We start from the raw sequence: 18,706 nt of genomic DNA, 5'->3' as shown, positions 1-18,706 counted from the left end.
CTGCGGGCGGGGTGCCGACCTGCCCGCGCTTGTCGTCCCTCAGCCGTTCGCCCCCCCAGTCGGAGATGTTGAAGGGCGGGTTGGCAAGAATGAAGTCGGCCTTGAGGTCCGGGTGGCGGTCATTGTGGAAAGTGTCGCCGTGGGCAATCTGGCCGTCGATGCCGCGCAAGGCGAGGTTCATCTTGGCCAGACGCCACGTGGTGTAATTCGACTCCTGGCCGTAAATCGAGAGGTCGGTTTTGGCCTTGCCGCCGTTGCCATTGCCGTTGGCATGGGCGTGGATGAACTCCATCGACTGCACAAACATGCCGGAGGAGCCGCAGCAGGGGTCGTAGACGCGGCCGCGATAGGGCTCGATCAACTCGACCAGGAGCTTGACCACACAGCGCGGCGTGTAGAATTCCCCGCCCTTCTTGCCCTCGGCGCTGGCGAACTGGGACAGGAAATATTCGTAGATGCGACCAAGCACGTCCTTGGTCCGCGCTTCGGCGTCTCCGACCTTGATATTGCTGATTAGGTCGATGAGCTGACCAAGACGCGCCTTGTCCAGCGCCTGCCGGGCGTAGTCCTTGGGCAACACGCTCTTGAGGGCCGGGTTGTCACGCTCGATTCCGGTCATGGCGTCGTCCACAAGCTGGCCGATGGTGCTCTGCTTGGCCTGTGCCTTCAGATGCGGCCAGCGGGCCTCGGGCGGCACCCAGAAGATATTCTCCGCGCGGTACTCGTCCGGATCCTCAGGGTCGGCGCCTTGCGCTTTTTCAGCCTCAAGAACGGCGTGCTTCTCCTCGAATGCGTCGGAGATATACTTGAGAAAAATGAGGCCGAGGACGACGTGCTTGTATTCGGCGGCATCCATGCTGCCGCGCAATGCGTCAGCCATCAGCCAGAGCTGGGCTTCATAGCCGACGTTGGCGGCGGTGGCTGGAGCCGAGAGCCCCTGTTCGTTCTGTTTTTTCGGTCGTCCGCGCGGCATGAAGTCCTCCTGGAAAGTCCTGTCGGTGTCAGCTAAATTCGCGTTATCGTCAAGGCCGTAGGCGTGCAGCCGTTGCTCGCATGGGCGGGCGGGCTATTGAGATACAGCTCCCCTGAGCCAGAGCAAAACGTCGCTCCCCCTCGCCGTCGCACACGCTGGTTTCACGGCGCGCAAGGGCGCGCGGTCAAGGAAGCGCAGGGCGCGACCTTGACCGCGTGCCCGCGCGTCGTACCGTGCCGTTGACGGCGTGGGGGAGCGCACAGCGCGGCCTTTGTGTGCGCACCGGGCTGCGCACCATGACCGCGCACTGAAGCGCGCACTCTTCCCATCCGATCTAACGGGCGAAGCCTCCGCTGGCGTCCGGTTTTGTTGACTGCCCCGAGCTGTCAACAAAACCGGACAGGATTTCTTTCCCGCCAATTTCACCGCCTCCTTCAAAAACCCATTCTCCAGCACTTGATTATTTTTCAGCCCAGGGCGCAGGCTACTCTGTGCCTCTGTTTTGTTTTGGGCTTCGAAGCATTGCGCTTCGTGAACGGTCGCCTGCTCGACGGGATGGCTGAAGTGCCCACCAAGGTGTTTGTGGCGACCATTGAGTCACCGCACAGGCCCAGAAACGCTCGCATAGCGCGAGCAAAACCACGGACGGTCCAGTCCGGAACCACCTGCTGAAGGAACTGCAGAGAAATTGGATCGGCGGAGTTGCTACCGCTGGCGCCGGGGACGTTCCCCAGCGCAGATGCCGACAAGCTCGGCGCGCAGGCCAGCCTGCTGAAAGAGCACACTACTCAACAAGAAGAGACAACCTGGCGCCACGGAACGGACACAGAGCAGAACGGAGCGAATATGGGAACACAGCGTTGGCCGAAGTCGCTGCACTCACAAGGCGAAGCGCTTTTGGGCGGCATACGCGCAATCGGGCAAAAGAAAGGAGCTGTGGACCGGCGCTTCATCAGGGGCATCGGTACTTGGACCGTCTACCGGCGCGACATCCATCGTTTCGTGGAGTTCCTGCAGCGCGCCGGGATGCGCGACCTGCGCCAGGCACAGCGCGTCTCCGGCTTTGTTCGCACGTACATCGCAGGTCGTGGCCAGACGCTGCGCGACGCTGGTGGCTCGTTCCAGACCCTTGAGCGCGAAATCTCGGCGCTCACGAAGCTCTCTCATGCGCTCGACGTATACGCCGAGCGCCATGGCGGCGAGTCGGCGGCGGATATCCGCACTGTTCTGTCTGAAGAGAAAGCGCAGTGGCGTACAGAACTGGCGGCGCGTTCCGGCGGCTATACGACTCGCGCGTATCCCGACCCGGAAGGGCTCTATGCCGCAATTCCTGATGGAGGCCTCCGGCTCCAGGCGAAGCTCATGGGCGAAACAGGCTGCAGGGCGGAAGGCGTCGGCGCTCCAGCGCGCGGCAGCAACCCGCTCACGGTCGCCAACCTGCTCGGCATGGGCACAGACCCGGTCTCCGGTGAAGCCGCCGGGCGCATCACGGTCCAGGAGAAGGGCGGCAAGCATACTGAACACTTCCTGAAGCCGGAGACGTACCGCGAACTCGAAGCGCACATTGCGGAGCACGGCCAGCTCCTTTCTCCATACCGCACCTTTCTGCGCGCCGTCGAAGCAGCGGCGCGGGCAACGGGGCAGTATGCGCCTGGCCGTGGAACGCACGGGCTCAAGCACAGCTTCGCACAGTCGCGCATGCACGAAGCCGTCGAGTCCGGCTTGTCGCACGAGGAGGCGAAACAAGCGGTCGCGGCAGAAATCGCGCACAACCGCATGGACAGCGTTGACGTGTACTTGAGGTAGGCCATGCCAAAACTCGCGATACATCCCTCCGGCTTGAACACAGCGAAAGAGCGCGCCCGTGCGTTGCGCTGGCTGGCGGGCCTTGCCGAAGCGGACCGCGAGCGCGTCCTGGCAGAGGCTTTTGCCGTGTGCGCCTCAGCCAAGCCTCCGACTCCGTACGTCGCCTTGCTCGGCGCGATTCGCCGCTTCGGCTTCGACACGATCCGCCGGCGCGGCTACCGAGCCGCCGGGCCGGAGCAATTCGAGGATTTTCAGCGCGTGCGCGAGTCCCGCGCCCGAAACCTTCGTGAGGAGCGTCCATCGCCCCTGCGCGACAAGGTACTTCACCGGTGGGCGCTTGTGCGTGAGCTCCACGGCCAAGGCCTGGGATTCCGGCTCATCGCACGTTACTTCTCGAAGCAGCTGCGCGTCCAGGTCTCGCCGTCATACCTGCGGAGGCTGTGGGGCGAATTGGAGCCCGGTGACGGTAACGGCCAGCCGCAACCGTAACGCGCTCGGTCTGTTCTGATGCCGACGCTCGCCATTCTTTTTCTACTGCTTGTGCTGTTCGGCCTGCTGGCGCTCTTCGTCAGGAGCTTCACCCTGCAGCGCGCTCTGACGGCTGAACTCTCGGCAGCTCACCCTCCCAAACACTTTCCCGAAGGTCGTAAAGCCCCTCTCCCGGCCAAACACCACCGCCCCATTGGACATTCTCCGCGCAAGCGTTGGCGCAGAACGCCAGGCATGCAGTCCGGTTTGCCGCCGCCAACCGTCTGGCCAGGCCGAACAGGCCTTTCCGCATGTTCCAATGCCTGGCGAGCCTCTGGCTGCGCCGTAAGCATGGGAACGCAAGCTCCTGTTCGTTTGCCGTGGTTTGGAGTGATGGAGTGGTTTGCCCTTCGCCTGCCCTGGAAACGACCAGCAAATTATTTTCGAGGGTTCGGAAATCGCTAGGAATTCAAGGGACTCGAAGTCCTCGAATATAGACTTCAACGGGCTTGATTTTGGAAACATATTTCGAGAGATCATGGATCCCTTTTCACCGTAACAGGAGAAGCACCATGATCCACCAGTCGTCGGCCCCAAGATTTCTGCTCACCCTATCACATGGCATTGTCGTTCCCGCACTGTCCCGCCGCACCGGTGCGCCTTGCCGTGCGGTGCAAACCCGGTGGCTGGTGGTCGAGATCGACGGCCAGGTGCGGCTTGTTGGCTGCCGCGACCGCAAGGGGCGCGTGTTCCGGACCGCTGTGCGCGACAACCTGCGGCTGCAGACGCGCAGCATCGCCAACGCCCGCGAGCTGACCGACGACAATGCACTCATACGAGCGCTCGATGAGGCCGCCGCCGCGAACTTCGACATGGAGGCCGCCGGAGCGCTGTTTGACTACAGGTCGCTCCGGCTCGCGGACGGCATGGACAACTACAGCGCATGGCCAACGGCGGGCGGCGATGTGGTGGCCCGGCTGTCCAGTACGCACGGCATGCTCGTCCCGTCCGTGGACCCGCTCAAGCCGCCGTTTCGCCCCATCGGCTTGCTCTGGGAGAACGGCGACTTCGGGCGGAACTCATCCAGCGCCATCCTTTCGTTCGTGAACTCCGCTGGCGTGATCCTCGCCGCCGCATACCCCGACGCCCTCGCCGAACGCTTCGTGCGCCGGAACGCCGCCGCCTGGACAGACTGGCTGCCCGCTGCTCCTGACGAAAAAGCAAAGCGGTCCGCGGCACGAATGGAAGCCACGTTCCCGAAGCGTCAGCACGTCGCTCTCACGCCGGAGCTCGTCTTGCGGTTCCTCGGCAAGCACCCGGGAAGCGAAGCGCTGTCGCTCAAGCCCGGCCCCACTGTCCACATTGTCATCTGGAAGAACGCCGTGACCCGGTCCGGCAGGCGCGTCAGCGCCGACCACATGTTCCTGCGCCCATTCTTTGAGCATTGGATGGACCCGGTGCCGACCGAGTAAACTCGGCATTTTCCGGCAGAGTTCATGAGGCTCCGGAGTGGCAGCGCTCCGGGGCCTCTTGTTTGTGGCGTCAGGGCGTCTCTTGCCCTTGGCGGCGCCGCAGGAATGGCCGGTGTCGGAGTTCGCGCAGCAAGCCTTCTCATTTTCTGTCGCTGGCGTCTCCTCTTGCAATCCGATCTGCCACGTCGCGCGGCCAACGAAGAAGCGTGCGACCGCCGGCTTGCCCGCAGGCGTAAGCGGGCCGTGCTTCGTGCAGATCCATTCCCGTTCGACAAGCTCGAACGTCGTGCCGGTCTTCATCACAATCTTGACCGTGTGATCCGGGCTGCACGTGATGGAATCGCTGACGCTCCGCATCTGCAGGGCGATGCGCGCGCGGCGCGCGTAAATTGCTTCGTCAGACATGTCGACGTATTCCGGCAGGCCAGTGTCCGGCGAAAGCGCGGCGGCGCCCGAGCGCTCACGGAATTGCCTGGAGTCTTCAGCCGCCTGCCGCGCCGCAGTCGCTTCGGCGCGCGCCAAGGCCAAATCAGCTCGCAGACCGTCACGTTGCCGTTTCAATTCGGCAAGCTGCTGCCCCAACTCCTCAAGTCCCGCGAGGTCATTCTTCGTGAGCAACGACACGTGCAACTGGATCGAAGCGTCAGCATGGTCCAGTTGTGCTTCGAGCGAGGCGACGCGATCCACGTGTTGCTTCATGACGGCAGCGTGGATGCCGGCGGCCGCGACGATGTCGAGATCGTCGATGGTCCCGGAAAGCACGAAGTTCTCAAGATACAGGTAGTTGAAGTATCGCCTGTTCGAACAGCCGTGCCCCGCGTGCGCTGAGTTGCATGTCAGGTAGTGCGCCCACGGCCTGACGCCGCCCTTTCTCGTCTTGTCCACGGTGGCGTTGTGATAACCCATTGTGCCACCACACACCGAGCACCTAGCCAATTTCTGGAAGAGATTCGCGAACTTCTTGCCCTTCCTGCCTCGCTGCCCTTTCTTGCGAAGAAACGCCATGTCTTGAACACGGTCGAACAACGCCATGTCAACAATTTCAGGGTAGTACCCCGTAATGACTTCCTGGCCCATACCGCCTTCTTCGGTCTTGAACTCGGCGATGTAGTCGCCGACAACCGCACGATTGCACAGGAGTTTGTTGATGTAGCTTTCGTGCCAGAGGGTCGTCCTCGTGTTCCAGGCCGGAATGCCCTCCTTGCGCAGAGTCCGAACGATGACGCCGCGACCGTATCCTCCAACGTACATTTCGAATATCCGACGCACGAGCTGGGCGCGCTCTTCGAGCACGTGGATTTTGCCATCGCGAACTTCAAGCCAGCGCGGCACTTGGCTTGTCGCGATGACTCCATCTTTCGCAAGCTTGCGCTTCGTCTGCCAGTTTGCCCGGGATCTAAACGACTTGTGCTCCGACTCACTGTTTGACCGCATCATATCGGCGAGGATGGGGAAGAACGCGGCGTAGGAGGCGAGATCGAGAATCACGTTCTGGGCGGTGAGTCCGATCTTGACGCCACGCTGGGTGATGTTGAGCAACAACAGCAGCGCTTCGTTCACACGATTGCGGGTCAGGCGGTCAAGGGATTCCGCGACAAGCACTGAGCCCGGCGGCACTTCACCGCTCTCGCATCGCTGCAGGAAGCGGCCGAGTTCGCCTGTCAAGGCGTTGTCGCCACGAAATGCCGACACGCCGATGTCTTGCAAGGTCTCGGCAACCGGCAGGCTATGGGTTTCGACGAATCGCACGGCGGCGTCGTGCTGCCGACGTTCGCCGTCGCCCCAGGCTTGCGCTTGCGACGAGAGTCTGATGTAGATATACGCCAGTGACGCCGTGGGAGTGGATGGGTGTGTAGTTTTCATGAGAGCATCCTGCGCCGGCTATTTCTGATGAGGCCAGGACTTTCAGGGGGGTCAGAGGGGGGCCTGGCGACGCCCAAAGCGACAATTGCCAGAAATTGCTGGCAAAGTTTGTTTCGCTTTGGGTAAGATATTTCTTTCCCGCTCCCCGCCAGAGGGCATGCGCCCTCTGGACTCCCTGTGCCGCCGGATGGTCCGCCCGCAAAGCCGGGCAGGCCATCCGGCGGAATGCTTTTGGGGAGGCGAAAGGCGGCTGTGGACGAGCAGTCAAAAGGCTCTCGTGAGATGCCCGGAGATGGTTGTCTAGGGCAACTATTGGCTCTTCGTGTCCAGTATAGCACCACCCCACCCCTGCAATCGAAAGGGCCTGGTCCGAGCTGCTGCTCGGACCAGGCCCTTTCGATTGCCCTGCGGGTCCAGGGGGTGCATACCCCCTGGCGGGGTCTGGGGCAGAGCCCCGCTTTCCTAAATACTCAGCAGCGCGACGCGGGCGCGGCGCTTGCCGAAGGCGTGGGCCTGCTGGTTGTTGCCGAGAAAGATGTCGATGGCCTTGTCGTGCCGCGCGGCCATGAGGTCGTTGATTTCGAAGATGCCGAGGCCTTCGATGCGCACCTTGCGTCCGAACACCCAGCCCTTGTCGAACAGGTCGCGCGAAACGGCGATGGTTCCGGGCCGCACGCGACGCATGGAGGCGGCGATTTCCGGGTCGGAATCGGTCTGCGAAGATTCGGCGTTATATGCGGTGACGGTGAGCAGGCCTACGGGGCGGCTCTGGTCTTCCAGGCGCTTTAGGTATTCCTGGTCGGTGACGACTATGCGCGCCACCTCGGCGCGATATTCGCCGGGCGTGGCGGTGCTTTTGAGGTCGCTCAGTTCGCTGGCCTGGGCGGCCAGGGCGGCGAGCGAGCAAACCAGGGCCGCGGCCAGGGCCGTCAGCACGGCGGTGGTGAGGTGCCGGGTCATGGGGTGCCTCCTTGGGGGGGCGGTCTTGTTGTCCAGCGAACGACTGCAGGGCAGGGTCCGTGGCGGCTTGCGCCCCCGCTAAGGGGGAAGCAAATATCGGTCCAAGCTTTGGGATTCGTTCTGGCGCCGCAGTCTAGCGGGCCTTGGCCGCGACGCAGTCTGCGTTCATGGTCAGAAGCATGACGGTGCCGCCGCCGGGTCGTTCCTGGGCTTCCAGGGTCGCGCCAAGGCGTTCGGCCAGCCTGCGCGCGATGGCCAGGCCCAGGCCCGCGCCGCATAGGTGCGGGTCACGCTTGCGTCGGCCTGCACAAAGGCTTCAAAGACCTGCTGGCGCTTGTCGGGCGGGATGCCGATGCCTGTGTCCTCCACGCGGAACTGGAGCCGGGCCGTGTTGTGCGGGTCCGGTCCGGCTTCCAGCAGCACCGCGCCTTCTGGCGTAAACTTGAGGGCGTTGTCCAGCAGTTTCGCAAGGGCTTGGCGCAGGGCCTGTGGGTCGGAGTGTACGAGTTCCGGCAGGTTCGTCGCGTGGCGCACGGTGAAGGCCAGCCCCCTGGACATGGCCTGCTGTTCGAACTCGGCCCGCAGCGAGTTCAGCAGGTCTGTGGGCGGGAAAGGCAGGCACTCGGTCTCTGGCCCGGCATTTTCCAGGCGCGCGTACTCGATGACGTTGCCCAGGAGCAGGTTCAGGCGTTCGGCGGACTCCAGGGCCACGGCGGCGTAGTCCTGCTGTTCTTGCGTAAGGTCTGTGCTTTGGAGCACCTGGAGCATTCCCAGTACGCCGTTCAGGGGGGTGCGCACCTCATGGGTCATGTTGGCCAGGAAGTCGCTTTTGGCGCGGCTGGACGATTCCGCCTCCTCTTTTGCTCGCAAGATGCCTTGCTGGGCGAGGATCTGCTCCACGCCAAGGGCGAAAATGTCGGCCAGGGCGGCCACAGTGTCCAGGTCGGCCTGGGTGTAGTCCCGCCTGGGGTTGGCCAGGGCGATCTGGCCCACCAGGTGGCCTTTGCTCACCGCAGGCACGGAGAGCAGGCGCTCAATGGGCACATGGCCCGCGGGCAGGCCCACTGCGCTGGGGTGAGCCGCAGGGTTGTTTTCGTAGAAGCCCTGGCGGGTGTTCAGGCTATGGCCCCAAAGGCCGCGATAACTGCCGTCCTTTTCAATCGGGAATGTTATCGGCAGGCTGCCGAGCGCGCACTGGCCGCCAGAGGTCAAGGAGGCCAGGGCGCGCGGGGCAATTTCGCCGGTGTTTTGGTCAACAAAGGCGACGTAGCCGAGGCGGCTCCCGGTAAGTTCGCAGGCGCGGTTCAGCAGCAATTCGGCAACTGCGGCCATGTCGGGCGCAGGCCCGATAAGCGTGCGCGCAGCCTCGGCCAGCGATCGGTTCAGCCGCGTCTCGCGGCTCAGGGTTTCCTCCGCCGCCTTGCGCTGGCTGATGTCGCGGATGATGCCCAGCGTGTATTCAACTCCGCCGTGCTCCACCAGCGAGGAGGTGCTCTCTACCGGGACGATGGAGCCGTCCTTGCGGCGGAAGGTAGTCTCCTGGGTGGTGCGGCCCAGTCTGCGCGCCAGATCGCTGTGCTCACGCCAGCTTTCCAGGGTGCGGTTGGGGTTCATGTCCATGACCTGCATGTTCAGAAAATCGTTGCGGCTGTAGCCCAGAAGGTCGCAGGCCGCCTGGTTGGCATAGACCAGCCGCGCGTCGTCGGCCCTGGCCCAGAAGATCATGTCGCCAGCGTTGTCCACGCTCACCTGCGCCTGGCGCAGATCCGCCTCCAGAGCCTTGCTGGCTGAAAGGTCCAGGGCCACGCCCAAAAAACCTTCAAGTTCGCCGGAATCGGAATAGATGCCGGTGACGGTTAGGTGCACGGGCACAAGGCCGCCATCCTTGCGAACGTAGGTCCATTCGCGCGCGTCGAATCCCTGTGGGCCGCCCTCACGGGCCAGAACAACGAAGACGTCGAATCCGGCCACGTGCTGTCCCAGACGTTCCGAGAGTTCCCGGCCATAAGCCTCCACCTCCGCAGGCAGGTGCAAGGTCGCCGCTGTGGCCTTCCCCCGCAGCTCGTGGGCGCTGTAGCCCAGCATACGCTCTGCGCCGCTGTTGAAAACCTGGATGACGCCGCGGATGTCGGTGGAGATGATGGAGATGCGGCTGGCGGCGCGGAGCACCCCGGCAAGTCGGCCGCGAGTTTGATCGGCCTCGGTGCTGGCGCAGAGCTGCTCCAGGCTGCGCAGCCGAACCTGGCTGCGGCGCAGGACCAACGCCAGTCCGCCAAGGGCCAGAGCCAGCGCCAAGCCAAGAGCCAGGTCCAGCATGGGGTGCGGGGTGAACAGGCCGGAGGGGGCGGTGCATCCGGCAAGGGGCAAGGCGGATATGGCCCAGGCAAGCACCAGGGCTGTGCGGGGTCCGTCTGTTGATGCGGGCTGTGGTGGGGGCTGCGCTTGGTACTGTCGCACGGGGCTCCTTTTGATCACGGGGGCATTCCTTCATTTACCAAAGCCAGAAATAAGAGGCAATGGCGGAATGGGTGGCGCAGGGTCTTGCGGCGTTGTCTGGGCGGGCGTAGAAAAATCCAGGGCGTTGCCTTTACATGCTTGCCCTTGAGATTACGTTTTCGCAAAGAGCCCATGTAACAATCACGCGGGAGGACGCATGGCCCAGGAGATTTTGGCGCGGGCGCGCATAAAGGGCATGCATTGCGCAGCCTGTTCGGCGCGCATCGAGCGCATCCTGCGGGGACGCGCCGGGATTTCCCGCGCGGATGTGAATCTTGGGGCCGAGAGCCTGGAGGTGGTCTACGATCCGGCCCAGGACAGCCCGGAGGCCATGGCCCAGGCCATCGCCGACGCGGGCTTCGAAGGGGTCTTCGACGCGCCAGAGATTCAGTCGCCGAATGCCGCCACCCTGCACCTGGCCCTTTCCGGCATGAGCTGCGCGGCTTGCTCCTCGCGCATTGAGAGCGTGCTGAAAAACGCCGTCGGCGTGGCCGAGGCCAGCGTGAACCTTGCGACTGAGAGCGCCGCCGTCATCTATGACCCCAGCATGGTGCGTCCTGCCGCCCTCCTCCAGCTCATCAAAGACGCCGGGTTTGGCGCCCAGGTGGTGTCGCGCTCGGCCGCACAGTTTGAGGAGCGCCGCCGCGAGGCCGAAGAGCGTCTGCTCGCGCAGCGGCGCGAGCTCATCCCGGCTTTCGCCTTTGCCCTGCCCCTGCTCGTGCTGTCCATGGGCCACATGTTCGGCCTGCCGCTGCCTGGGTTTCTGCACCCGGAAACGAGCCCCGCCGCCTTCGCCCTGGCGCAGCTTGCCCTCACCCTGCCGGTGCTTGTGGCCGGGCGCGGGTTTTATCTTCGCGGCATCCCGGCGCTTCTCCGCCGCGCTCCCAGCATGGACACTTTGGTGGCCGTGGGCACGGGCGCGGCCTTCCTGCACAGCCTATGGAACACCGCGTTTATTCTTCTGGGCGATATGCCCGCGCACCGCGCCCATGATCTGTATTACGAGTCGGCAGCCGTGCTTTTGGCCATGATTTCTCTCGGCAAGTACCTGGAGGCGCGCTCGCGGCTCAAGACCACGGGCGCGGTGCGGGCGCTTTTGTCCCTGGCCCCGGACACAGCCACGGTCATCCGGCAGGGCCAGCTGGGGCCTGAGGAAGCCAAGGTGCCCGCCGCCGAGGTCATCCCCGGCGATACTGTGCTGGTGCGGCCGGGCGAGCGCCTGCCCGTGGACGGCGTGGTGCTCTCCGGATCCGGCGGGGTGGACGAGAGCATGCTCACAGGCGAGAGCCTGCCCGTGGCCAAGGGCGCGGGCGACCGCGTGGCTGCGGGAACCTTGAACGGCTCGGGCGCGCTGACCATCCGCGCCGACAAGACCGGCGAGGACACCATGCTGGCGCGCATCGTGGACATGGTGCAGCAGGCCCAGGGCTCCAAGGCGCCCATCGCGAATCTGGCGGACAAAATCAGCGCGGTATTCGTGCCCGCTGTCATGGGAATTGCCGTTCTGGCGGGGCTGGGCTGGCTGCTGGCCGGAGCCGGAGCACCCTTCGCCCTCAAGATCTTCACGGCGGTGCTGGTCATCGCCTGCCCGTGCGCCATGGGCCTGGCAACGCCAATGTCCATCATGGTGGCCACCGGACGCGGCGCGCAGCTCGGCGTGCTCATCAAGAGCGGCGAAGCCCTGCAAATGGCCAGCGACGTTGGTGTGGTCATCTTTGACAAGACCGGCACCCTGACCTTCGGCAAGCCTGAGCTGGTGGAGCTGTTCGTGGCGCCGGGGTGCTCCCTGCCGGAAGCCGAACTGCTGGCCCTGGCCGCCGGGGCAGAGAGCCGCTCCGAGCATCCGCTGGCCCAGGCCGTGCTGAACGAGGCGGCCCGGCGCGGCATCGGCGCGCCCACGCCAGAATCATTCCAGGCTTTGCCGGGCCAGGGCATTGAGGCCCAAGTTTCCGGCCATGCGGTGCGCCTGGGCAGCGCAGGCTTCGCTGGCCCAAGCTTTGCCGCTGACGTGCTCGGCGAGGCCGTGTCGCGCATGGCCGACCAGGGCCAAACTCCCCTGTGTCTTGAGGTGGACGGAACTCCAGCCGCCATCCTGGCCGTGGCCGACACCCTGCGGCCCGAAACCCCGGAAGTGCTGGCCAAGCTCAAGGCTCAGGGCCTGCATGTGGTCATGCTCACCGGCGACAACGGCCGCACGGCCAAGGCCATCGCCGCACGCGCCGGGATCACGAACATCGTGGCCGAGGTGTTGCCAGACGGCAAGGCCAAGATAGTGGAGGTGCTGCGGGCTGAGTTCGCGGGCACGGGCAGGAGCGTCATCATGGTGGGCGACGGCATAAACGACGCACCGGCCCTGGCGGGTGCGGACGTGGGCCTGGCCATGGGCTCGGGCATCGACGCCGCAGTGGAGAGCGGCGACATGGTGCTCCTGTCCGGCGGGCTCTCCGGGGTGCTCACGGCCCTTGCGCTCTCCCGCGCGGCCATGAAGAATATTCACCAGAACCTGTTCTGGGCCTTCGCCTTCAACTCCATCGGCATCCCTGTGGCCGCCGGGCTTCTGTTCGCCTTCGGCGGACCAACGCTGAATCCCATGCTTGCAGGCACGGCCATGGGCCTGTCCTCGGTCACAGTTGTTGGCAACGCCTTGCGCTTGCGTTTTTTCAACCCCTAACTCGAAACAAAGGAGACCGCCCATGCCCGCCATCACCGTGAAGGGAATGAGTTGCAACCATTGCGTCATGTCCGTGACAAAGGCCCTTCAGTCGCTGCCGGGCGTGACGGGCGTCAGCGTGGACCTGCTTTCCGGCAAGGCCGCCTTTGAGTCCGCCGAGCCCCTGGACCCGGCGGTGGTGAAGAAGGCCATCGAGAAGATCGGCTTTGAGGTGGTGGGGTAGGGCCCTGCTGCCGCGATAGGCTGGGCAGCCTTTCCCAAAGGCGCTTGCCTGCACTGCACGATAATCGGCATGCCCCAAGGGGCAAAGAATAGGGCCGGGGTTCGAGTATGCGCTCGAACCCCGGCCCTATTGCTTGTGGGGGGATGGGGGGCAGTTGCCTGCCTGCGCCTAGAGCACCGGCAGGTAGCGGTCGATTTCGTACTGCGTCACCTGCGTGCGATAGCGGTCCCATTCCATGATCTTGTTTTCGTAAAGCTTGGTGAAGATGTGGTCGCCCAGGGTTTCGCGCACCAGCTCGCTCTTTTTCATCTCCTCCGCCGCCTCGAACAGGCTGCCGGGCAGGGAGGTGATGCCGTGCTTGTCCAGGGCGGCCTGATCCATGTGGAAGATGTCGGCCTCGACGGGCTCGGGCAGCACGTAGTTTTGCTCCATGCCCTTCAGGCCTGCGGCCAGCATGACGGCGAAGGTGAGGTACGGGTTGGCGGCAGGGTCCGGGCAGCGCAGCTCCATGCGGGTGGCGGCCTCTTTGCCGGGCTTGTACATGGGCACCCGCACCAGGGCGGAGCGGTTGCGCCGTGCCCAGGCCACATACACCGGGGCCTCGTAGCCGGGCACCAGGCGCTTGTAGCTGTTCACCCACTGGTTGGTGACGCAGGCGAACTCGCGCGCGTGTTTCAGAATGCCCGCGATGTAGCTCTTGCCATCGGGCGAGAGGTGATACTTGTCCGATGGATCGAAGAAGAGGTTTTTGCCGTTCTTGAACAGCGACTGGTGCACGTGCATGCCCGAGCCGTTCTGGCCGTAAATAGGCTTGGGCATGAAGGTGGCGTAAGCCCCGTGCTTGCGCGCCACCTCTTTCACCACCACGCGGTAGGTCATGGTGATGTCGGCCATTTTCAGGGCCTCGGCGTAGCGCATGTCGATCTCGTGCTGGCTGGGGGCCACCTCGTGGTGGCTGTACTCGATGGCCACGCCCATCTTTTCCAGGGCGAAGATGATGTCGCGGCGGATGTTGTTGCCCAGGTCCAGCGGCGGGGCGTCGAAGTAGCCGCCCTGGTCCAGGGGCTCTGTGGCGCGGTCGTTGCCGAAGAGAAAGAACTCCAGTTCCGGGCCACAGTAGTAGGTGTAGCCCTTTTCGGCGCACTTGCGCAGCACGCGGCGCAGGCAATAGCGCGAGTCCGCTGCGTAGGGCTGGCCGTCCGGGGTGTGGATGTCGCAGAACATGCGCGCCACCGGGCGCTCGCTGGGACGCCAGGCCAGCACCTGGAAGGTGGTGGGGTCGGGCATGGCGATCATGTCCGACTCCTCCACGCGGGCGAAGCCCAGGATGGACGAGCCGTCGAAGCCCATGCCCTCCTCGAAGGCGGCCTCAAGCTCGCGCGGGGTCACCTGAAAGCTCTTGAGGGTGCCCAGGATGTCGACGAACCAGAACTGGACGAAGCTGATGTCATATTCCTTGACGGCCTTGAGCACGTCGTCGGCGTTTTTGCAATTGAAGATAGGGGTATCCATGGGTCGCCTCCTTGGATGCGTTGTAGAACGCGTTGTTCGATGCGTGCCGCGCCTGCGCGGGCTGTTCGCGTTGGCCGCGTCGCCTCCGGCGTCGGGCCTGCGCCAGCGGGGGTATTTGCAGGCTTTCTTGATTCTAGCCGCGCTGCATAAATCTGTAAAGCTTTGCGCCGCGGCAGCGGTCGCCCCGCTTAACGCCTCCTGCGGGGAAGCCTCCTGGTTCGCACCACCTGGCGCGCCGCTTGGCCGGGGGGAATGGACGCCCGCCCGCTTTCGGGCTAAACAGGGCATGCTTTCCCCATGGCAACCAAGGAGCAGCAGTGCGCACGCGGATCATGAAACTTGCGGTTCTCGCAGTTTTTGTCGGCCTGGCTTATCTGGCCTCGTTCTTCGTCTACCCGGACGTGGGCGAATTGGCCAAGAAAAATCCCGGCAAAACGGCGTTCATGGAGTGGCGCGAGGCCCAGTGGGCCGAAAAGGGCGAAAAGAAGAAGATCACCCAGCGCTGGGTGTCCTTGAATCAGGTGTCGCCCCTGCTCATCAAGGCTATACTCATCGGCGAGGACGACAAGTTCTATCAGCACGAAGGCTTCGACTACGAGGCCCTGGAGCAGGCCTTTGAGAAGAACCTGAAGCAGGGCCGCTTCGCCGCTGGGGCCAGCACCATCAGCCAGCAGTTGACCAAGAACCTGTTCCTCTCGCCCGAAAAGAGCCTGACCAGAAAGGCCAAGGAGGCCATCCTCACCTGGCGCATGGAGCAGACCCTGTCCAAGCGCCGCATCCTGGAGCTGTACGTCAACGTGGCCGAGTGGGGCGACGGCATCTTCGGCATCGAGGCCGCAGCGCGGCATTATTTCCACAAGCCCGCCAGCGCCCTCACCAGCATGGAGGCCGCGCGCCTGGCTTCTGTCCTGCCCAACCCCATCCGTTTCAGCGCCGTGGGGGACCAGAAATACGTCACCTTCCGCTCGAACCTCATCCATTCAATCATGGTGCGCCGCGGAGTGGCCGTGGAGGGCTTTCAGGAGGTCATGGACGGCAAGGACGAATCTGTGCAGCCAGCAGCACCCCTGGCCGATGCCCCGGCTGGCGGCAACGCTTCCGATTCCCAGGGCGCCCCTGCGCCGGTTCCGGCAGCTCCAGCCCCGGAGCCCGCGCCCGACAAATCAGCCGCGCCGGAAGCAGCCCCGGCCAGCCCCTGAGGCAGCGAAGGAGAGCCCATGCGTCCAATGATCATGCTCACCGCTCTGGTTGCCGGAGCTCTTATGCCTGTGCAGGCGGGAATCAACGCGCGCCTGCGCGAATACCTGGGCGAGCCTGTCATGGCCTCTCTGGTGAGCTTCTGCGTGGGCTCCCTGGCCCTGCTGGCCTTCATCCTGGTGACGCGCACCCCCTGGCCCAGCATGGCCGCAGCAGCCTCGGCCCCCTGGTGGACGTGGTTCGGCGGCGCCTTTGGCGCGTTCTTCGTGGCCGTCACCATCATTCTGGCCTTCAAGCTGGGAGCAACGGGCCTCATGGCCTGGATCATCGCCGGGCAGCTCATCGGCTCGGTGCTGCTGGATCACACCGGGGCCCTTGGGTTCGCGGTGCGCGAGGTCTCCTGGCCGCGCATGGCCGGCGTGCTGCTGTTGTTCTTCGGGGCCATCCTCGTCAACGAATACTAAAGGAACACCCATGACCATCCTCCGCGACACCCTGGCCGTGTGCCGCATGATCAAGATCGAGCACTCGGTGTTCGCCCTGCCCTTCGCCTTCACCGGAGCCTTTCTGGCCCAGGGCGCAGGCCCGGACTGGACCATGCCCTCCTGGCGCGTGCTGGTGCCGCTTACCATCGCCATGGTGGCCGTGCGCTCCTTTGCCATGGCCTTCAACCGCCTGGCCGACCTGGACATCGACAGCCTGAACCCGCGCACCAAGGGCCGCCCCCTGGTGACGGGAGAGCTGTCCGTAGCCTTCACCAAGCGTTTCATCTTCGCCTGCGCGCTGGTCTTCACCACGGCCTGCGCGGCCATGAACAGCACCTGTTTCCTGCTCTCGCCCGTGGCGCTGTTCTGGAGCGGATTCTACAGCCACACCAAGCGCTTCACCCCCCTGTGCCACTTTGCCCTGGGCAGCGTGCTGGGCCTGGCCCCGGTGGCCGGATGGCTGGCGGTCTCGCCTTCGTCTCTGGGCTACCCTGCGGTGCTGTTGTTCTTCGCCGTCAGCCTCTGGGTTGCCGGGTTCGACATTCTCTACGCCTGCCAGGACGCGGAGTTCGACCGTTCTCAGGGGCTCTTCTCCCTGCCTGCGCACCTGGGCGTGCCCCGCGCGCTGTTCACCGCCGCCGCCACCCACGCCTCCGCCGCCGTTCTCTTTCCCATGGCCGGTGCCTCGGCGGGCCTGGGGCTCCTGTTTTTGGCAGTCGCTCTCGTCATCGGCGGCGTGCTGGTGTGGGAGCACAAGCTCATCAAGCCCGACGACCTTTCGCGCATCAACGTGGCCTTCTTCACCCTGAACGGAGTCATTGCGGTGTGCGTGTTCCTGGGGGCCTGGGCAGACCTCTCCCTGGGGTCTCCCTGGTTGTTTTCCCGATAGCGCCCGGCGACCTGCGCGCCGCAAGGAGATTTGCCCATGGCGGAGATAGTTTTTTCCGGTGATACGACGGAGTGGCTCGAACGGGGCCTGCTGTGGGTGCAGCAGCACCTGACCAGCCGGGCCGCCCTATTGCAAGCCCTGCTGGCCTTGGCCGTGTGCCTTGCAGCCTGGGGGGCGTGCCGGGCCTTGGGCCTGGGCCGCAAACCGCAAGCAGAGGATGCCGGCTGGAAGGTCGATGCGCTCATCGCGCCGTTTCTGCATGAGTTGCGGCGCTGCGCCTGGGTAGGAGTCGCCGGGCTCCTGCTGCTTTTCGTCGACGCCACAGCCCGCCACGCACACCTGCCGCACCAGGTGTTGTCCATCGCCGCCGCTGCCGCCCTGGCTTGGGTTGTGGCCCATATGGCCGGGGCGCTCATCAAGAGCCGCTTCCTCGGGCGCGTCGTGGCCTGGGTCATCTGGGTCCTGGCCGTGACGCACGCCCTGGGGATCTTTGATGTCGTCACGGACTTTTTGGACGACCTGGCCTTGTCCGTGGGCCGAACGCGGATATCGCTCCTGCTGATAATGAAGGGGCTGGCGCTTTTCGTGGCCCTCATCCAGGCCGCGCGCCTGGGCGCAGGCATCCTGGACGACCGCCTGCACAAGGCTGAAGGACTCTCGCCCTCGGCCCAGGCCCTGTTCGCCAAGGGGGCGCGCTTCGGCCTGTACGCCCTGGCCATCACCGTAACCCTGTCCACCGTGGGCGTAGACCTCACCAGCCTTACAGTGTTCAGCGGCGCGGTTGGCGTTGGCATCGGTTTCGGCTTGCAGAAGATCTTCTCCAACCTTGTGAGCGGCGTCATCCTGCTGGTGGACAAGTCGCTTAAGCCCGGAGACGTCATCGAAATGGGCGGAGTGCAGGGCCGCATCGCCCAGATCAATGCCCGCTATGCAGCCATTGAGACCCTGGACGGCAAGGCCTACCTCATCCCCAACGAGAGCCTCATCGCCAACGAGGTCATCAACCTGAGCTACAGCAATTCGCGCCTCCTGCTGCGCGCCGAGGTCGGCACCTCATACGGCGGCGACCCGCGCGCGGCCATGCGTCTCATGGAGCAGGCCGCCCTCTCGGTGCCGCGCGTGCTCAAAGACCCCGCGCCGAGCGCCATGCTTACGGCCTTTGGCGACTCCAGCGTGAATCTGGCCGTGGGTTTCTGGATCGAAGACCCGGAGAACGGCACCGGCAACGTGCGCGGGGAAGTGCTGCTCGCCATATGGGACGCGTTCAAGCAGGGCGGCGTCAACATTCCGTTCCCGCAGCGCGAAGTGCGCATGCTGGGCGGCGGGGCAGAATAGAAAAGGCCTACGGGCAGGGGCGGGGAGTCTCTGAACTTTGCTGGGGGCGCTGTCCCTTAACCCCGGTCAAGAGATTAAATGTAACACCTGAACAGAATGGGAATGGTCACCCCGACCAATCGTCGTAGCGAGGCTTGCGTCCGTCTGAGAGTACGTCATTCGGAGGCGGGCAGGAACGCCACGTCTGGTGGGGGGTCTAATATCAGGTGTTGCGGGTTTGGCTCGTGCACAGCATCCTCGCACAAGTAGGGACCAGGGCGGACGGAAGGCTCCTCAAGCGCATATTCTCTTCTTCAAGCTGTTTCTGCCGCTTCACCTGCGAGGGCATGAGGCCGCCGTACTTGTTGCGCCAGCGG

At 64.4% G+C, this 18,706-nt stretch carries 13 protein-coding genes and 1 pseudogene; 8 read left to right on the top strand and 6 right to left on the bottom strand.

Annotated elements, in window-relative coordinates; genetic code table 11:
- A partial coding sequence (locus Q8O35_RS01745; RefSeq protein WP_305569930.1) for a class I SAM-dependent DNA methyltransferase occupies positions 1–973 on the bottom strand: 973 nt, incomplete at its 3' end.
- 702 nt (positions 974–1,675) lie between these two features.
- Between Q8O35_RS01745 and Q8O35_RS01740 the strand changes: the two genes are divergently transcribed.
- Both Q8O35_RS01740 and Q8O35_RS01735 read left to right on the top strand, forming a co-directional pair.
- Complete coding sequence (locus tag Q8O35_RS01740; protein ID WP_305569928.1) at positions 1,676–2,779, top strand: hypothetical protein; 1,104 nt, start codon at positions 1,676–1,678, stop codon at positions 2,777–2,779.
- 3 nt (positions 2,780–2,782) lie between these two features.
- Positions 2,783–3,268, top strand: a complete 486-nt coding sequence (locus tag Q8O35_RS01735) for a hypothetical protein (protein ID WP_305569926.1) — start codon at positions 2,783–2,785, stop codon at positions 3,266–3,268.
- Between the two features lie 1,058 nt (positions 3,269–4,326).
- Here Q8O35_RS01735 and Q8O35_RS01730 read toward each other — a convergent pair.
- The 4 genes and pseudogenes from Q8O35_RS01730 to Q8O35_RS01720 all read right to left on the bottom strand — a co-directional run.
- Positions 4,327–6,582 carry a recombinase family protein gene (locus tag Q8O35_RS01730; protein WP_305569924.1) on the bottom strand — a complete coding sequence of 752 codons (2,256 nt, stop codon included), beginning with the start codon at positions 6,580–6,582 and terminating at the stop codon, positions 4,327–4,329.
- Positions 6,583–7,044: 462 nt separating this feature from the next.
- Positions 7,045–7,542 (bottom strand): hypothetical protein, encoded by a 498-nt coding sequence (locus Q8O35_RS01725; protein WP_305569922.1) that lies wholly within the window; start codon positions 7,540–7,542, stop codon positions 7,045–7,047.
- A 133-nt stretch (positions 7,543–7,675) separates the two neighbouring features.
- Positions 7,676–7,783: a hypothetical protein gene (locus Q8O35_RS14805; RefSeq protein ID WP_371133079.1), complete on the bottom strand. Its 108-nt coding sequence runs from the start codon at positions 7,781–7,783 to the stop codon at positions 7,676–7,678.
- A 68-nt stretch (positions 7,784–7,851) separates the two neighbouring features.
- Positions 7,852–9,858: pseudogene (locus tag Q8O35_RS01720) on the bottom strand (PAS domain S-box protein); the annotation flags it as partial.
- Positions 9,859–10,195: 337 nt separating this feature from the next.
- Between Q8O35_RS01720 and Q8O35_RS01715 the strand changes: the two are divergent.
- Together Q8O35_RS01715 and Q8O35_RS01710 are read left to right on the top strand one after the other, a co-directional pair.
- Positions 10,196–12,709 carry a heavy metal translocating P-type ATPase gene (locus Q8O35_RS01715; RefSeq protein ID WP_305569918.1) on the top strand — a complete coding sequence of 838 codons (2,514 nt, stop codon included), beginning with the start codon at positions 10,196–10,198 and terminating at the stop codon, positions 12,707–12,709.
- Between the two features lie 22 nt (positions 12,710–12,731).
- Positions 12,732–12,932 carry a heavy-metal-associated domain-containing protein gene (locus tag Q8O35_RS01710; protein WP_305569916.1) on the top strand — a complete coding sequence of 67 codons (201 nt, stop codon included), beginning with the start codon at positions 12,732–12,734 and terminating at the stop codon, positions 12,930–12,932.
- 168 nt (positions 12,933–13,100) lie between these two features.
- Here the strand turns inward: Q8O35_RS01710 and glnA are convergent, their stop codons facing one another.
- A complete protein-coding gene (gene glnA, locus Q8O35_RS01705; RefSeq protein WP_305569914.1) occupies positions 13,101–14,444 on the bottom strand; it encodes a type I glutamate--ammonia ligase in 1,344 nt (447 codons plus the stop codon).
- A gap of 317 nt (positions 14,445–14,761) precedes the next feature.
- Between glnA and mtgA the strand changes: the two genes are divergently transcribed.
- The 4 genes from mtgA to Q8O35_RS01685 are packed head-to-tail and all read left to right on the top strand — an operon-like array spanning position 14,762 to position 18,350.
- Complete coding sequence (mtgA, locus tag Q8O35_RS01700) at positions 14,762–15,643, top strand: monofunctional biosynthetic peptidoglycan transglycosylase (protein WP_305569912.1); 882 nt, start codon at positions 14,762–14,764, stop codon at positions 15,641–15,643.
- A gap of 18 nt (positions 15,644–15,661) precedes the next feature.
- Positions 15,662–16,105 carry a DMT family transporter gene (locus tag Q8O35_RS01695; RefSeq protein WP_305569910.1) on the top strand — a complete coding sequence of 148 codons (444 nt, stop codon included), beginning with the start codon at positions 15,662–15,664 and terminating at the stop codon, positions 16,103–16,105.
- Positions 16,106–16,115: 10 nt separating this feature from the next.
- On the top strand, positions 16,116–17,015 hold the full coding sequence (locus Q8O35_RS01690) for a UbiA-like polyprenyltransferase (protein ID WP_305569908.1): 900 nt from the start codon (positions 16,116–16,118) through the stop codon (positions 17,013–17,015).
- A 36-nt stretch (positions 17,016–17,051) separates the two neighbouring features.
- The gene (locus tag Q8O35_RS01685) at positions 17,052–18,350 is read left to right on the top strand and encodes a mechanosensitive ion channel family protein (protein ID WP_305569906.1); all 1,299 of its coding nucleotides are present in this window, start codon (positions 17,052–17,054) and stop codon (positions 18,348–18,350) included.
- Positions 18,351–18,706: the final 356 nt, after the last annotated feature.

Source organism: Humidesulfovibrio sp. (assembly GCF_030689645.1).
Taxonomy (GTDB): Bacteria; Desulfobacterota; Desulfovibrionia; order Desulfovibrionales; family Desulfovibrionaceae; genus Humidesulfovibrio.
The sequence above is the reverse complement of the archived record's forward strand: the minus strand, read 5'-3'. Positions and strand labels throughout refer to the sequence as shown.

Coding starts and splice junctions, on each gene's coding strand:
- Q8O35_RS01735 (WP_305569926.1), top strand. CDS start 2,783: ATGCCAAAACTCGCGATACATCCCTCCGGCTTGAACACAGCGAAAGAG.
- Q8O35_RS01730 (WP_305569924.1), bottom strand. CDS start 6,582: ATGAAAACTACACACCCATCCACTCCCACGGCGTCACTGGCGTATATC.
- Q8O35_RS01725 (WP_305569922.1), bottom strand. CDS start 7,542: ATGACCCGGCACCTCACCACCGCCGTGCTGACGGCCCTGGCCGCGGCC.
- Q8O35_RS01715 (WP_305569918.1), top strand. CDS start 10,196: ATGGCCCAGGAGATTTTGGCGCGGGCGCGCATAAAGGGCATGCATTGC.
- Q8O35_RS01710 (WP_305569916.1), top strand. CDS start 12,732: ATGCCCGCCATCACCGTGAAGGGAATGAGTTGCAACCATTGCGTCATG.
- glnA (WP_305569914.1), bottom strand. CDS start 14,444: ATGGATACCCCTATCTTCAATTGCAAAAACGCCGACGACGTGCTCAAG.
- Q8O35_RS01695 (WP_305569910.1), top strand. CDS start 15,662: ATGCGTCCAATGATCATGCTCACCGCTCTGGTTGCCGGAGCTCTTATG.
- Q8O35_RS01690 (WP_305569908.1), top strand. CDS start 16,116: ATGACCATCCTCCGCGACACCCTGGCCGTGTGCCGCATGATCAAGATC.
- Q8O35_RS01685 (WP_305569906.1), top strand. CDS start 17,052: ATGGCGGAGATAGTTTTTTCCGGTGATACGACGGAGTGGCTCGAACGG.